Below are 14078 nucleotides of genomic sequence, written 5' to 3'. Positions count from 1 at the left end.
GCGGCGCGACCCTCAGATGGGCTCCGACGGAATCGTTCCGTCGACGGCGGTCTCGTGGGTGAGCAGGTTGCTGTAGACCCAGCCGGCCAGCAGGGCACCGGCGATCGGGGCCACCCAGAACAGCCACAGCTGACCCAGGGCCTCGCCGCCCACCCAGAGAGCCACACCGGTGCTGCGCGCCGGATTGACCGAGGTGTTGGTGACGGGTATGCTGATCAGGTGGATCAGGGTGAGCGACAGACCGATCGGCAGACCCGCGAAGCCCACGGGGGCGAGCTTGTCGGTGGTGCCGAGGATCACCAGCAGGAAGATGAAGGTGAGCACCACCTCGATCACCAGGGCGGCAACAAAGCCATAGCCACCAGGAGAGTGCGCCCCGAAGCCATTGGTAGCGAGGGGATTGCTGCCGGCCAGCTCAAAGCCGGCACGGCCCGAAGCCACCAGCAGAATCAGGCCGCCGGCGATCACCGCACCGATCACCTGGGCGGCGATGTAGGGCAGCAGCAGAGAGCCGCGGAAGCGACCGCCGGCCCAGAGGCCGAAGCTCACGGCTGGGTTGATGTGGCAGCCGGAGATGTGTCCGATGGCATAGGCCATCGTCAGCAGCGTCAGTCCGAAGGCCAGGGAAACGCCGAGGAATCCCAGCCCCAGGGGATTGGCGGCAGCGTTGTCGTAGGGGAAATTGGCCGCGAGCACCGCACTGCCACAACCGCCGAGCACGAGCCAGAAGGTGCCGATCAGTTCCGCCAGAAACTTCTTCGACACGGGAATGTCTTGGGCCATCAGTGAAGGTATCGCGTTCGCAAGATAGGGAGCGACAGCAGCATTGACCTGCGGACTGTCACAAAGATCAGGTGATCTCAGGACGCCATGGCCCGCAGCGCCTTCTCGGCTTCTTCACGGTCATCGAAGTGGATCTTGGTGGTGCCGAGAATCTGGTAATCCTCGTGGCCCTTGCCCGCGATCAGCACCAGGTCCTGCGGGCCGGCCAGGGCAATGGCGCCAGCGATGGCCCGGGCCCGATCCACCTCCACGTCCATGGACGTGCTGACCGGGATGCCGGCCAGCACGTCCTCAAGGATCGCCTGGGGATTCTCGGTGCGGGGGTTGTCGGAGGTCACCACCACCTGATCGGCCAGGCGAGCCGCGATCGCGCCCATCAGGGGCCGCTTGGTGCGGTCGCGGTCGCCGCCGCAGCCGAACACGCAGATCAGACGGCCGCGACAGAAGGGCCGGCAGGCCAGCAGGGCGCTCTCCAGACCATCGGGGGTGTGGGCGTAGTCCACCAGCACCGCCGGAGCCGGTGGCCCACCGGCCAGGCTCACCCGCTCCATCCGGCCGGGCACTCCGCGGAAGCTTGCCAGCCCCTCCAGCAGCTGCGGCACTGGAATGTTCTGCTGCACCAACACCCCGACCGCCTGCAGCAGATTCATCAGATTGAAGCGGCCCACCAATGGCGAGCGGAAGGCTCCTGATCCCCTGGGCGTCACCAGGGTGCCGCGCACACCGGTGGCGTCCATCACCAGATCGGTGATCGTGAGTTCCATGGTGGGATCCTCGAGGGAGCTGCGCCAGCAGAGATCCCCCCGCTGCTGACGCAGGTGCTGGGCGAGGCGGTGTCCCCAGGGATCATCCACGTTCACCACGGCGCCGCCGGCCAGCAGCGGCTCTTCGAACAGCCGACACTTGGCCGCGAAGTAGGCCTCCATCGAGGCGTGGTAGTCGAGGTGGTCCTGGGTGAGGTTGGTGAACACCGCCCCGGCGAAGCGGCAGCCGCTGACCCGCTCCTGGTCGAGGGCATGGGAACTCACTTCCATGGCGCCGATCCGGGCACCGGCCTCCACGGCCTGGGACAGCTGGGCCTGGAGCACATCGGCGAACGCCGTGGTGTGCTGCGCCGTCACGCTGTGACCGGGCCAGCGGTTCGCGAGGGTGCCGAACAGGGCCGCCGGCTGACCGGCCTCGCTGGCCAGATGCTCGATCAGATGGGTGGTGGTGGTTTTGCCATTGGTGCCGGTGACCCCGATCAGGGCCAGGCGCTGGCTGGGTTGCTGCCAGAAATCGGCAGCCAGCCGACCGGCCCAGTGGGCGACGGGATCACTCACCACCACCACCGGGTCGTCTTCGCCTGGTGGCCTGGCGACTGCGGCTTCCGGGCCGATCACGGCGGCCACTGCACCGGCGGCCAGGGCCTCGGGCCAGAAGGTTCCGCCATCCACCTGGGCACCGGGCAGTCCCACGAAAAGAGTGCCCGGCTCGACCCGGCGGGAATCGCAATGGATGCCCAGCACCTCGGCGTTGGCACAGGCCGGCGGCACCGCCAGGCCGGCACGAAGCAGCAGCGGGTGGAGCAGCGGATCAGGCAGCGGATGCATCGGCAGCGCCGGAGCTGGAGACGGAAGCCTTTCTAGACGCCTGGACCGGGAAATCCGTTCTCCTGCAACCAAGTCCGGAGACGGGGGCCGGCCAGGCGCGGCGAGACCCGCGGCAACTCGCGCCGCGTACCGTCCTGCTCGATCGCCAGCACCGGCACCGTCAGGTCGTAGCGGGCCTTGAGGGCGGGATCGCCATCCACATCCAGGCACTGCAGTGGCAGGGCTGGCTGCAGAGCCCGCAACCGCTCTTCCAGGCCTTGGCACAGGCAGCAGTCGTGGCGGGTGTAGAGGATCAGCTCAGCCATGGCTCATGCGGGGGGCAGTCGGGAGCGCTTCAGTCGGGAACGGGATCGCAGCCGCAGGGGGTGAAGGGATGGCAACGCAGCAGCCGGCCGGCGGTGAGCCAGCTGCCACGCCAGGGTCCATGACGGCGGATCGCCTCAAGGCCATAGGCGCTGCAGCTGGGGATGAAGCGGCAACGGGGTCCGAGCAGCGGCGAGAGCCAACGGCGGTAGAGGCTGATCAGTCCGAGCAGCAGCAGGGTCAGCCAGCGCGTTGCCCAACCACCCTGGCGGGGGGCAGCCAGCGGATCACCGGTTGGGAGCAGGGTCTCCAGCCCCGGGCTCGGGGCCAGACCAAGGGCTTCAGGGCCAACCGATAGGATCGATCGTTGGCGCTCCAAGACAAGGGCCTGCAGGACAGCGTCCAGCTTGCTCCATGACGCGGTCGCCGCTCCCCCTGTCCTGGGGGATTTCCGTCCCACGATCCAACCTTCATGTCTCGCTACCGCGGCCCTCGTCTGAGGATCACGCGGCGCTTGGGAGACCTCCCCGGTCTCACCCGTAAGGCCGCCAAGCGGTCCTATCCCCCCGGTCAGCACGGCCAAGCCCGTCGCAAGCGCTCCGAATACGCCATCCGCCTGGAAGAGAAGCAGAAGCTTCGCTTCAACTACGGCATCTCCGAGCGCCAGCTCGTGCGCTACGTCAAGAAGGCGCGCGCCCAGGAGGGTTCCACAGGAACCAACCTGCTGAAGCTGCTCGAGAACCGCCTTGACAATCTTTGTTTCCGCGTGGGCTTTGGTCCCACGGTGCCTGGTGCCCGCCAGCTGGTGAACCATGGCCACGTGACCGTGAACGGCCGCGTCGTGGATATCCCCAGCTACCAGTGCCGGGCCGGTGATGTGATCGCCATCCGTGAACGCAAGCAGAGCAAGCTCCTGGCTGAAGCCAACCTTGCCTTCCCGGGTCTGTCCAACATTCCCCCCCATCTTGAGTTCGACAAAGCCAAACTCACCGTCAAGGTGGGTGGCAAGATCGAGCGCGAATGGGTGGCTCTGGAGATCAACGAACTCCTGGTGGTTGAGTTCTACTCCCGCAAAGTCTGAGGTCGCCATCCGGCTGCCTTCAGCAGCTCGATATGGCGTCAGGCCCTCGCCTTACGGCGAGGGCTTTTCTGTGGGGGGCTTTGTTGAGGTCAGTCTTTTTGAGAAGTTTTTTCGTGGCAGCTCTTCGCCCGTACCCCCCCTATTCGACCCGTCACCCCTTGTTCGAGCAGGGTGCTCACTGCTGAGCCGTGCCCCGCCTCAGGCTTTCGTCCAGTTAGCGGTCGTCTACGCCCCTTCGATCAGCGTCTCCAGAGCAGCGGTCACATCGGGCTGCCGCATCAGCGCTTCGCCCACCAGCACCGCATCGGCGCCGGCGCTCTGCACCCGGTCGAGGTCGTCGCGGTTGAACAGGCCCGATTCGCTCACCAGCAGGGCCCCCCTGGCGCGCACCTGGGCTCCGTAGCGCTGCATCAGCTGCTCGGTGGTGGCCAGATCGGTGTGGAAGGTGCTCAGATCACGGTTGTTGATGCCGATCAGCGTCACCCCGTCGAGGGCCAGCACCCGCTCCATCTCGGTGGCATCGTGCACTTCCACCAGCACCGCCAACCCCAGACTGCGGGCCACCTTGAGCAGGTAGCCCAGGTCTTGATCGGTGAGGATGGCGGCGATCAGCAGGGCCGCGTCGGCGCCGGCCGCACGGGCCTGGTACAGCTGATAGGGGCTGAGGATGAAGTCTTTGCAGAGCAGCGGCAGGGCCACCACCTGGCGCACCTGCACCAGCACCTCGAAGCCGCCCTGGAAAAAGGTCTTGTCGGTGAGCACCGACAGGCAGCTGGCGCCACCGGCCGCGTAGCCGGCGGCAATGGCTTCGGGGTCGAAGTCTTCGCGGATCACACCCTTGCTGGGGCTGGCCTTCTTCACCTCGGCGATCACGGCGGGCTTACGGCAACTGGCCCGCAGGGCCGCCACGAAGTCCCGCGGGGCCGGCAGGTCGACCACCTGAGCCTTGAGCTGCTCCAGGCTCACCCGCTCCCGCGCGACCGCCACCTCCCGGTCTTTTTCCCAGACGATCTTCTCGAGGATGTGGCGGGGTTCAGCCTCCGGATGGGGAATGCCGTAGGTGAGGTGGGCCACCTTCACGGGGGGATTGGGCGGGCGGCGGCGGATCTCCATGCGGGTTCAGAACGGGGAAAGGAAAAGGAGACGGGGGTGGTCCAGTGGGGTGACCCCTCAGCCCACGGCCATGGCGGCCTGCTTGTAGGCCACCTCGACCACCTCGCTGAGGGTGGGATGGGTGTGCACTTCGCTGGCCAGCTGCTGGACGTTCTGGCGGCGGGCCACGGCGTTGGCGATCTCCTGGATCAGATCAGCGGCGTGCAGGCCGTAGATGTGGGCGCCGAGCACTTCGCCACTGCTCTTGTTGAACAGCAGCTTCATCAGACCATCGCTCTCCAGCTCAGCCAGGGCCTTGGAGTTGGCCTTGAAATAGCTGCGCACCATGCCCAGCTCGAAGCCGTCACGTGCCGCCAGCGCCCTGGCGTCGGCTTCGCTCAGACCCACCGAACTGATCTCGGGGTGGGTGAAGGTGGCCGCCGGAATGGAGCGGTAATCAATCTCCCGGCCATGGCCCAGGATGTTGTCGATGGCCACGGTGCCCTGGGCGGCGGCGGTGTGGGCGAGCATCATCTTGCCGGTCACATCGCCCACGGCCCAGAGGTGGGGAACCGGTTCTCCATGCACGAGCACGCGCATCCGGTCATCCACCGGGATGAAGCCGCGGTTGGTCTCCACTCCCACGGAGGCCAGGTTGAGGTCCTTGCTGCTGGGAACCCGGCCGGTGGCCACCAGGACCGCATCGACCTCCAGGGTTTCGACCAACTCGCGGCTCTTCATGTCGGCCAGTTCAATCATGACCGGGCAGCCCGGTGTCACCTTGCGCGCCAGCAGGCCCGATCGAGCATCGATGTCGCGGCCGTCGATCAGCTTGCGGGCCGCGATCTTGGCGATGTCGGGATCGAAGGTGGGCATCACCCGATCCAGGGCTTCAATCATCGTGACTTCACAGCCCAGGGCTGTGTAGACATCGGCAAACTCCAGTCCGATGTAGCCACTGCCGATGATCGCCAGCCAGCGGGGCAGCCACTCCAGGCTCACCGCTTCGTCGCTGGTGAACACGGTGCGGCCGTCGGTCTCGATGCCAGGTGGCACGAAGGGTTCCGAACCGGTGGCGAGGATCACCTCGCGGGCGGTGTAGGGGCGCTCGAGGCCACTGCCGCTCTCCCGCACCACCACGCGCTGCACCCCATCCAGGCGGCCCTTGCCCCGCAGGATGGTGGCGCCGGCCCGCTCCAGGGACTTGGTGAGATTGCCGCGGATCGTGGCCACCAGCTGGTTGGCGTGGTCGGCGATTTTCTGGCGCTCGAAGCGCACCGGCGCCGCATGGATGCCGAAGCCGGCCAGATGCTCGGCATCGGCCAGCTCGCGCACCCTGCCGCTGGCGGCCAGCAGAGCTTTGGAGGGCACACAGCCGCGATTCACGCAGGTGCCACCCATGTCGCGGGATTCGACGATGGCGACGCTCAGACCATGCTCTGCGGCATGTTTGGCCGCATCGAAACCGCCGTAGCCGGCGCCGATCACGATCACGTCGTAGTCGAAGGTCGCGTCGCTCACCGGGGCCGCTGCATCACTGATGCGGCATTCTCTCCTGTGGCTGGCTCCCGCGTTGCAGGATCCCCTGCCGCCAGCGTTCGAGCAGCAGCGGCGCTGCCGCCACCGCCACGTTCAGGGATTCCACCGCTGGGCTGTGGGGAATGGTGACCCGATGGCTGGCGAGAGTCAGGAGGTCGCTGCTGATGCCTCCGCCTTCGTTGCCCAGCAGCAGGATCGTGGGCCGGCGCCAGTCCAGCTGCCAGTAAGCGATCGGGGCCTCCTCCGCCTCCAGCGCCGATGGCGCCATGGAGGCCACCACCTGATAACCAGCCTCCCGGGCCTGGCGCAACCGCAGCCGCAGCTCCTCCTCCTCGAGGCGCTCCAGCGGCAGCTCCAGGGCGGATCCGGCGGAGGCTCGCAGCACCTTGGGCTGGAATGGATCGGCACCGCCGGCAAGCCAGAGCCGCTCCACCCCCGCCGCCAGAGCCGTGCGCATCAGGGTTCCCAGATTGCCGGGGTCCTGCAGCCGGTCAAGGACCAGCAGGAATGCGGGCAGCGTGCCATTGACGCAGAGGGGCAGCGGCAGGGTGAGCACCACCCCATCGGGGTGCTCGGTGGTGGCGGCAGCGGCCAGCACTTCGTCGCTCACCCGGTGCAGGCGCGTGCTGGCAGGCAGGGCCGCAACCAGCTCGGGGTGGCTCCCTTCCCAACGGGTCGTGAGCAGCAGATCACAGGGCTGCAGCCTCAGCCGCAGGACTTCCTGCAGCAGGTGCGTGCCCTCAAGCAGCATCAGGCCTGCATCACGGCGGCCTCGAGAATGGTGCAACTGGCGCAGGTTCCGCACCAAGGGGTTGCGGCGGCTGCGGATCAGACCCTCGTCGCTGCTCAGGCTTTCCTCGCTGCTCAGCCATTCCTCGTCGGGCTGCTGTCCAGGGCGATCCACGCCCGAATCAGAAGCTCTGGTGGCGCCGGACATGCATGTGATCGCGAACGAGGACGGACCCATCACCGATGTCAAGACCATTGACCACAGCGACTTCACCTTGGAGGCCTTCGGCCTCGAGGTTCTCGATCAACTTCTTGATGACGATGTCTTCAACCGTGGACTGATCAAAGGAATCAGGTGTAAGTCTCTCAAGAAACTTACCGACTTTGGAAGCAACGACTTCGGAGGCGTTGGTGATCTTGAGGACGATCATGAGAAAAGTGCGGATGGGGAGACTTGAACTCCCACGACATTGCTGCCACTAGTACCTGAAACTAGCGCGTCTACCAATTCCGCCACATCCGCTGGCGCGCCGCTCGTTGCGACTGGAAGACCATACGGCATGGTCCGCCCTCCCTCCAATACCGCCTCCGGGAATGCTCGCCATCGGCGTGGGCTGACTGGGCTGACGCCGGCAGCGGATCGTGGCTAGGCAAGGGACTCGGGACGAGACAGTTCAAGGGGCGGCCGTCTAGACGGTCACACCGATCATTGTCAAGATGCCGCAACCGAAGACGGGACAGCCGCAGCCATGACCTACACCATTGTCCCGCCCCAGAAAATTCTCAATCCCCAGCTGGAAATTGCCGGCGGTCATGCCCTTTCCGGCGAAATCCGCGTCAGCGGTGCCAAGAATTCCGCCCTCGTGCTGATGGCGGCCTGCCTGCTGACCCGTGATCCGATCAGGCTGCGCAATATCCCTCCCCTCACCGACATCACGGCCATGGGAGAGATCCTGGCGGCTCTTGGAGTGCAGGTGATCCGTCAGGGAGAGGCGATTGAGCTGAACGGTGATCACATCAACCAGTCCACCGCTCCCTATGAGCTGGTCAACAGCCTGCGGGCCAGCTTCTTCTGCATTGGCCCCCTGCTGGCCCGCACCGGCATGGCGAAGATGCCCCTGCCCGGTGGCTGCCAGATCGGATCGCGGCCGGTGGTGGAGCACGTCAAGGGGCTCAAGGCCCTGGGTGCCCAGGTCACGATTGACCATGGCGTCGTCACGGCGGTCGTGCCCGGTCAGGGACACCGTCTGCGGGGCGGTCGCATCCATCTCGATTGCCCGAGCGTCGGGGCCACCGAGACCCTGATGATGGCGGCCGCCCTGGCCGAGGGCGAGACCACGATCGACAACGCCGCCCAGGAACCCGAAGTGGTGGATCTGGCGGGCCTGCTGATCGCCATGGGAGCCCGGGTGCGTGGCGCCGGCACCCAGACGATCACGATCGTGGGTGTCGACCGCCTGCACGGCACCGACTACGCCGTGATCCCCGATCGGATCGAAGCCGGCACCTACCTGCTGGCGGCGGCGATCACCCGCTCCCATCTGCGGGTCGCCCCCGTGATCCCCGAGCACCTCGGCGCCGTGATCACCAAGCTCGAGGAAGCCGGCTGTCGCATTGAGAACGACGGCATCGGCCTCACCCTGCGGGCGGACAACGTTCGGGCGGTTGATCTGCGCACCCAGCCTTTCCCCGGCTTCCCCACCGACCTGCAGGCTCCGTTCATGAGCCTGCTCGCCACGGCGGAGGGCACCAGCGTGATCACCGAAAACATCTTCGAGAATCGGCTGCAGCACGTGGCTGAGCTGCAGCGCATGGGTGCTTCGATCCGCATGAAGGGCAATACCGCCTTCGTGGAGGGCGTCTCCCGGCTGAGCGGTGCACCGGTGCAGGGCACGGATCTGCGGGCCTCGGCGGCGATGGTGCTGGCCGGTCTGGCCGCCGAGGGCATCACCACCGTGCAGGGCCTCGAGTACCTCGATCGCGGCTACGCCGACCTTGAGGGCAAGCTCAATGGTGCCGGCGCGGCGATTCGGCGCACCAGCGCCGGCTGATGACGCCAGCCCAGGAAGGGGCCCCACGTAGGATCTGAGGCATGGGAGCGTGCCGGAATTGGTAGACGGACTCGACTCAAAATCGAGCGCCTTCGGGCATGTGGGTTCAAGTCCCACCGCTCCCATCTCGCCCCAGCGTTCCACCATCCGCTTCAGCCATCGTGTCCATCCCTCCGGCGCCCCTTTCCCCGGTGATGGACACCTATGCCCGCTTCCCCCTGGAGCTGGTCAAGGGCAAGGGGGTGCATGTCTGGGACAGCCAGGGCGACCGCTATCTCGACTGTGTCGCCGGCATCGCCGTCTGCACCCTTGGCCATAGCGACCGGGTGTTGAAGCGGGCCCTCTGCCGCCAGCTGGGCAAGCTGCAGCATGTCTCCAACCTCTACCGGATCCCGGAGCAGGAACAGCTGGCGGCCGCCATCACCGCCCGCAGCTGCACCGATCGGGTCTTCTTCTGCAATTCCGGCGCCGAGGCCAACGAGGCCGCCATCAAGCTGGCCCGCAAGCATGGTCATGGGACGCGGGGCATCACCCAGCCCCTGATCCTCACGGCCCAGGCCAGCTTTCACGGCCGCACCCTGGCAGCCGTCACCGCCACCGGTCAGCCCAAGTATCACCAGGGGTTCGAGCCCATGGTGCAGGGCTTCCGCTACTTCCCCTACAACGACATCGCCGCGTTCGAGGCCCTGCTGGCCGACTGCGAGGCCCAGGGGCCGGCGGTGGCGGCCGTGCTGATTGAGCCGATCCAGGGTGAGGGCGGTGTCATCCCCGGTGATCCAGTTTTTTTTGCTCGGTTGCGCCAGCTCTGCGACGAGAAGCAGATCCTGCTGATCTTCGACGAAGTGCAGATCGGCGTGGGCCGCAGCGGTCGGATGTGGGGCTATGAAATCCTCGGTGTCGAACCCGACGCCATCACCCTGGCCAAGGGGCTGGGCGGCGGCGTGCCGATCGGCGCCCTGGCGGTGAAGGCGGCCGTTGACCACTTCCGTCCCGGCGAGCACGCCAGCACTTTTGGCGGCAACCCACTGGCCTGCCGGGCCGGCCTCACGGTGCTGCGCGAGATCGATCGGCGTTCGCTCCTGCCCCATGTGGAGCAGATGGGGCAGGTGCTGCGGCAGCTGCTCGAGGAGCTGGTTCGCCGCCATCCCCACCTGCTGGAGGGATGCCGAGGCTGGGGCCTGCTCCAGGGACTGGTGCTGCGTCCGGAGGCCCCCACCGCTCCCGAGATCGTCAAGGCGGCCATGGCCCAGGGGCTGCTGCTGGTGCCCGCCGGCCCCCAGGTGGTGCGCTTCGTGCCGCCGCTGGTGATCCAGGCGCGTCACCTGCACAAGGCGGTGAAGCGCCTGGAGAAGGCCCTGCTCAGCCTGGCCTGACGGGGTGGCCCTCGATGCCTTCGCCGACCTGATCGAGCCCTTCCAGCGGCGCGGTGTCGACCTCGGTCTGGAGCGATTGACGTGCGCCCTGGCGGACCTCGGCCATCCGGAACGCCGCTTCCGCACCGTGCAGGTGGCTGGAACCAACGGCAAGGGATCGATCGCCACCCTGGTCCACGCGGCCCTGTTGCAGGCCGGGATTCGCTGCGGGCTCTACACCTCTCCCCACCTGGTGAGCTGGTGCGAGCGGATCCGGCTCGGCGCAGCGCCGATTCCCGCCCCGGAGCTGCGCCGCCAGCTTGAGGCGCTGCAGAGGGTGGGGCAGCGGCACCGGCTCACCCCGTTCGAACTGGTCACCGCCGCCGCCTTCTGCGCCTTTGCCGAGGCAGACCTGGAGCTGGTGGTGCTGGAGGTGGGGCTGGGGGGGCGACTTGATGCCACCACGGTCCATCCCCGGCGCGAGGTGATCGGCTTTGCCGCGATCGGCATGGATCACGCCGAATTTCTCGGATCGGATCCCGGCCAGATTGCCGCGGAGAAGGCCGGCGTGTTGCGGCCGGGTTCTGTGGCGATCAGCGGCCCCCAGAGCCCAGCCGTGGCGGCGGTGTTGCAGGAGCGGGCCGAGACGGTCGGGGCGGAGTTGCGCTGGATCGAGCCAGCCGTGGCGGCAGATCGGGGTGACGATTGGCTCCACAGCGATGGACTCACCTACCGCTGCGGCCTGAGTGGAGCGGTGCAGCGGCACAACAGCGCCGTGGCCCTGGGGATGCTGCGGGCGCTGATCGAAGGCGGCTGGCCGATCAGCGAGGAGGCGATCGCGGCGGGATTCGCGGCGGCCCGCTGGCCCGGCCGGCTGCAACCCGTGCACTGGCAGGGCCGCTCCCTGCTGCTGGATGGGGCCCACAATCTGCCGGCCGCCGAGGCCCTGCGCGCTGAGCTCGACCAGCGGGCTGCCCAGGGAACGATCGCGGCGGCAGGGGAACGGATCTGGTTGCTCGGCATCCTGGCCAACAAGCAGGGGCCGGCGATGCTGCGGGCTCTGCTGGCCCCGGGCGATCGGGCCTGGATCGTGCCGGTCAGCGGCCATTCCTGCTGGAGCCAGGACCAGCTGGCAGAGGCCTGCCCGGAGCTGGCCAGCCAGCTGCAGGCGGCGGCGGATTGGGCCTCGGCCCTGAACACCCTGCCGCCTGCTGGAACGACCCCGCTGATCGTGGCGGGTTCCCTGTATCTGATCGGCAGCCTTCTCGCCGTCGCTGCGACAGAGTGAAGCCAGACGCCGCCAGCACCGTGATGCCTGTCGTTCAGCTTCCGGTGCTCCGCCAGCCCGCGGCCACGACGCCTCGGAGGTCGCGGGGGGCATCAACGGGCTGTCGCAGCGGGCTGAAGCGACTGGATCTCGTCAGCGGACTCAGGGGACTGTTGGGTGGGCTGTTGGCCTGCACCCTGCTGCTCCTGCTGCTGCCGGCCGGTTTGCCGCCAGCTGCCGCCCTCGACACCGCCGCGGGGGTTGGATTGCAGGAGCGGGCCCTGTTCCAGGAGAGGGTCGACTACACCCTGACCAACCAGAGCGGCCAGGACTTCAGCGGCCAGGACCTGGCCAGCTCCTCCTTTGCTGGAGTGGTGGGGCGTCAGGCCAATTTCCACGGCGCCGACCTGCATGGGTCGATTCTCACCCAGGGCGCCTTTGCCGACGCTGATTTCAGCGGCGCCGACCTCAGTGATTCCCTGATGGACCGGGGCGATTTCAGCGGTGTCGATTTCCGGGGCGCGGTGCTGCGCGGCGCGATCGCCTCCGGGAGCAGTTTCGCTGGTGCCAATGTGACCGATGCCGACTTCAGCGACGCCCTGCTGGACCGCTCTGATCAGAAACAGCTCTGCCGCAGCGCCGAGGGCACCAACCCGATCACTGGGGTTGACACCCGCCTCAGCCTGGACTGCGGCTGAACCCCTAACGACTGACCGGTCAGCGCTTTCATGATCAGGCGGCGTTGGAGGCGCCCGTTGATCGGGCCGCATCCAGATACCAGCCGCGCAGCTTGCCGGGATTGAGCAGGCCGGCAGGGTCGTAGAGGGCCTTGGCCGCCACCTGATCGGTATCGACCACGCCAAGGCCGCCATCCTCGACGCTGATCACGTGCGGATTGAAGATCAGCGCTCCAAGGCTGCGGCAATGGTCCATCAGGGCTTGCAGGCGTTCGTTGTCGTGCCAGCGCAGCAGCGGCAGCCCTGCCAGCCGCGCCGCGCCGGACTGCCGCACGGCCTCCAGGTGCCAGAGCACATCGCCGCCCCAGCTGTCTCGCAAGGCCTCCAGCGCTGGCCCCTCCGGCTGGGGCAGGAGCATCTGCAGGTAGGTCCAGCCAGGGGTATGGGACCGCCAGTGCAGGGTGGTGTGGTTCCAGGTGAGCTCCCGCAGGGGCAGTCCACGGCTCTGACCCTGGGGCGCCTGCCAGCAGACACTGCCACCTCGCTGGGCCAGCCAGTGCGGCAGCAGATCAAGGCTGTCGGGGGCGGCCAGCAGCAGCAGCCGATGCTCTCCCGCCTGCGGCGACGGACACCCCTGCGGCCAGGGGGAGCGTTCGGCGATCGGTGCCTCCAGCAGGCAGAGGGCATTGAGCAGCAGCGCCGTGGTTGGCAACTCCTGGGCCACGGCCAGGGCGTCCTGCCAGTGGGAGAACCCCACCACCAGCTCCTGCCACGCCACCGCTTCGGTGGTCGCCAGGGTCAGGGCGGTGAGGATGCCATTGGTACCGTACGCGTGGTTGAGCGGGCGGCTGGCCTCCGCATCCAGCTGCAGCAGCCGCGGTTCCGGCTCCAGGGTCACGATCTCGAGCCCGAGCAGATGGCCTGGATCCCGCAGAAAGCCCCAGCGCAGCGATCCGATACCACCGGAGCCACCGGCGATGAAACCACCCAGGCTGGAGGTGCGGTAGGTACTGGGCACCAGGCGCAGCGCCCGCCCATGGCCGGCCAGCTGCTGATCCAGGGGGGCCAGCAGGCAACCGGCCTCCGCCGTGATCACCCCGCTGTGGGGATCGACCCGTCGCAAGCGGTTCAGGCCGGAGAGATCGAGCACCACCCCACCAGCCAGGGGGACGCACTGGCCGTAATTCCCGGTGCCGGCACCCCGCAGCGTCAGTGGCACGGCATGGCGGGCACAGGCTGCCGCCACCGCCATCACCTGATCGGTGGAGTTGGCGCTGACCGCCAGCTGGGCGCTGTGGTTCTGGAGCAGCGGCACCAGCACCGGCGAGTAGTCGTGATAGTCGCTGGAGCGCCGCCGGAGCTCACGGGCCATGGCAGCCGTCTGGTCCGCCTGCTGCGGCCCCTGATCACCGCTGGCCGATGGCAGGGGGCCCACCAGCGGCAGATCGGGGTGATGCCGCGCCAGGTCGTCGGCGATGGCACGCACTGCGTCGACGGAACAGTGTCCCGCTGCCGCCAGCAGGGCCGCGGCGTCGTAGGTGCTGTGGGCGGCTGGGCTGGGAGCCTGGGCGCTGGGTTGCGGCGAGTCTGTCGAGGGCATGCAGGGAGGTGA

Annotated in this window: 14 protein-coding genes and 2 tRNA genes; 6 read left to right on the top strand and 10 right to left on the bottom strand. The window is 67.6% G+C overall.

Annotated features, from left to right (window positions below; genetic code table 11):
• Positions 1–12: 12 nt before the first annotated feature.
• The 4 genes from aqpZ to yidD form a co-directional block, all read right to left on the bottom strand.
• Positions 13–783 (bottom strand): aquaporin Z, encoded by a 771-nt coding sequence (aqpZ, locus tag VB777_RS03220; RefSeq protein ID WP_197153791.1) that lies wholly within the window; start codon positions 781–783, stop codon positions 13–15.
• 77 nt (positions 784–860) lie between these two features.
• Entirely contained in the window at positions 861–2375 is a 1515-nt protein-coding gene (locus VB777_RS03215; protein ID WP_323247075.1) for a UDP-N-acetylmuramoyl-L-alanyl-D-glutamate--2,6-diaminopimelate ligase, read from the bottom strand.
• Positions 2376–2407: 32 nt separating this feature from the next.
• Entirely contained in the window at positions 2408–2680 is a 273-nt protein-coding gene (locus VB777_RS03210) for a glutaredoxin family protein (RefSeq protein ID WP_323247073.1), read from the bottom strand.
• A 29-nt stretch (positions 2681–2709) separates the two neighbouring features.
• A complete protein-coding gene (yidD, locus tag VB777_RS03205; RefSeq protein ID WP_323247101.1) occupies positions 2710–2961 on the bottom strand; it encodes a membrane protein insertion efficiency factor YidD in 252 nt (83 codons plus the stop codon).
• A gap of 189 nt (positions 2962–3150) precedes the next feature.
• On the opposite strand from yidD, the gene rpsD reads away from it, so the two are divergent.
• The gene (gene rpsD, locus VB777_RS03200) at positions 3151–3759 is read left to right on the top strand and encodes a 30S ribosomal protein S4 (protein WP_197153788.1); all 609 of its coding nucleotides are present in this window, start codon (positions 3151–3153) and stop codon (positions 3757–3759) included.
• A gap of 225 nt (positions 3760–3984) precedes the next feature.
• On the opposite strand, the gene trpC is transcribed toward rpsD, so the two are convergent.
• The 5 genes from trpC to VB777_RS03175 form a co-directional block, all read right to left on the bottom strand.
• On the bottom strand, positions 3985–4872 hold the full coding sequence (trpC, locus tag VB777_RS03195) for an indole-3-glycerol phosphate synthase TrpC (RefSeq protein ID WP_323247071.1): 888 nt from the start codon (positions 4870–4872) through the stop codon (positions 3985–3987).
• Between the two features lie 57 nt (positions 4873–4929).
• Entirely contained in the window at positions 4930–6372 is a 1443-nt protein-coding gene (locus VB777_RS03190) for a dihydrolipoyl dehydrogenase (protein WP_197153786.1), read from the bottom strand.
• A 13-nt stretch (positions 6373–6385) separates the two neighbouring features.
• The gene (locus tag VB777_RS03185) at positions 6386–7222 is read right to left on the bottom strand and encodes an RNA methyltransferase (RefSeq protein WP_322758866.1); all 837 of its coding nucleotides are present in this window, start codon (positions 7220–7222) and stop codon (positions 6386–6388) included.
• 79 nt (positions 7223–7301) lie between these two features.
• Positions 7302–7550: a hypothetical protein gene (locus VB777_RS03180; protein WP_231597723.1), complete on the bottom strand. Its 249-nt coding sequence runs from the start codon at positions 7548–7550 to the stop codon at positions 7302–7304.
• 8 nt (positions 7551–7558) lie between these two features.
• Positions 7559–7642: transfer RNA gene (locus tag VB777_RS03175), tRNA-Leu, on the bottom strand.
• 226 nt (positions 7643–7868) lie between these two features.
• On the opposite strand from VB777_RS03175, the gene murA reads away from it, so the two are divergent.
• The 5 genes from murA (at position 7869) to VB777_RS03150 (ending at position 12487) form a co-directional block, all read left to right on the top strand.
• The gene (gene murA, locus VB777_RS03170) at positions 7869–9170 is read left to right on the top strand and encodes a UDP-N-acetylglucosamine 1-carboxyvinyltransferase (protein WP_322757535.1); all 1302 of its coding nucleotides are present in this window, start codon (positions 7869–7871) and stop codon (positions 9168–9170) included.
• A 43-nt stretch (positions 9171–9213) separates the two neighbouring features.
• Positions 9214–9295, top strand: a tRNA-Leu gene (locus tag VB777_RS03165).
• Positions 9269–10543, top strand: a complete 1275-nt coding sequence (locus VB777_RS03160) for an aspartate aminotransferase family protein (protein WP_416238300.1) — start codon at positions 9269–9271, stop codon at positions 10541–10543. Before VB777_RS03165 ends, VB777_RS03160 begins: the two co-directional genes overlap by 27 nt.
• A 4-nt stretch (positions 10544–10547) precedes the next feature.
• The gene (locus tag VB777_RS03155) at positions 10548–11810 is read left to right on the top strand and encodes a bifunctional folylpolyglutamate synthase/dihydrofolate synthase (RefSeq protein ID WP_323247067.1); all 1263 of its coding nucleotides are present in this window, start codon (positions 10548–10550) and stop codon (positions 11808–11810) included.
• A gap of 164 nt (positions 11811–11974) precedes the next feature.
• A complete protein-coding gene (locus tag VB777_RS03150; protein ID WP_231597714.1) occupies positions 11975–12487 on the top strand; it encodes a pentapeptide repeat-containing protein in 513 nt (170 codons plus the stop codon).
• Between the two features lie 34 nt (positions 12488–12521).
• Here VB777_RS03150 and VB777_RS03145 read toward each other — a convergent pair whose 3' ends face one another.
• Positions 12522–14066: an FAD-binding oxidoreductase gene (locus VB777_RS03145; RefSeq protein ID WP_323247065.1), complete on the bottom strand. Its 1545-nt coding sequence runs from the start codon at positions 14064–14066 to the stop codon at positions 12522–12524.
• Positions 14067–14078 lie beyond the last annotated feature (12 nt).

Origin of the sequence: Synechococcus sp. CCY9202 (assembly GCF_034931685.1) — a bacterium.
Lineage (GTDB): Bacteria > Cyanobacteriota > Cyanobacteriia > PCC-6307 > Cyanobiaceae > CBW1002.
This window is presented reverse-complemented; position numbering and strand designations above follow the sequence as displayed.

What these genes read in the sequence shown, in the direction of transcription:
- aqpZ (WP_197153791.1), bottom strand. Translation starts at nt 783, where the DNA reads ATGGCCCAAGACATTCCCGTGTCGAAGAAGTTTCTGGCGGAACTGATC.
- VB777_RS03215 (WP_323247075.1), bottom strand. Translation starts at nt 2,375, where the DNA reads ATGCATCCGCTGCCTGATCCGCTGCTCCACCCGCTGCTGCTTCGTGCC.
- VB777_RS03210 (WP_323247073.1), bottom strand. Translation starts at nt 2,680, where the DNA reads ATGGCTGAGCTGATCCTCTACACCCGCCACGACTGCTGCCTGTGCCAA.
- rpsD (WP_197153788.1), top strand. Translation starts at nt 3,151, where the DNA reads ATGTCTCGCTACCGCGGCCCTCGTCTGAGGATCACGCGGCGCTTGGGA.
- trpC (WP_323247071.1), bottom strand. Translation starts at nt 4,872, where the DNA reads ATGGAGATCCGCCGCCGCCCGCCCAATCCCCCCGTGAAGGTGGCCCAC.
- VB777_RS03180 (WP_231597723.1), bottom strand. Translation starts at nt 7,550, where the DNA reads ATGATCGTCCTCAAGATCACCAACGCCTCCGAAGTCGTTGCTTCCAAA.
- murA (WP_322757535.1), top strand. Translation starts at nt 7,869, where the DNA reads ATGACCTACACCATTGTCCCGCCCCAGAAAATTCTCAATCCCCAGCTG.
- VB777_RS03160 (WP_416238300.1), top strand. Translation starts at nt 9,269, where the DNA reads ATGTGGGTTCAAGTCCCACCGCTCCCATCTCGCCCCAGCGTTCCACCA.
- VB777_RS03145 (WP_323247065.1), bottom strand. Translation starts at nt 14,066, where the DNA reads ATGCCCTCGACAGACTCGCCGCAACCCAGCGCCCAGGCTCCCAGCCCA.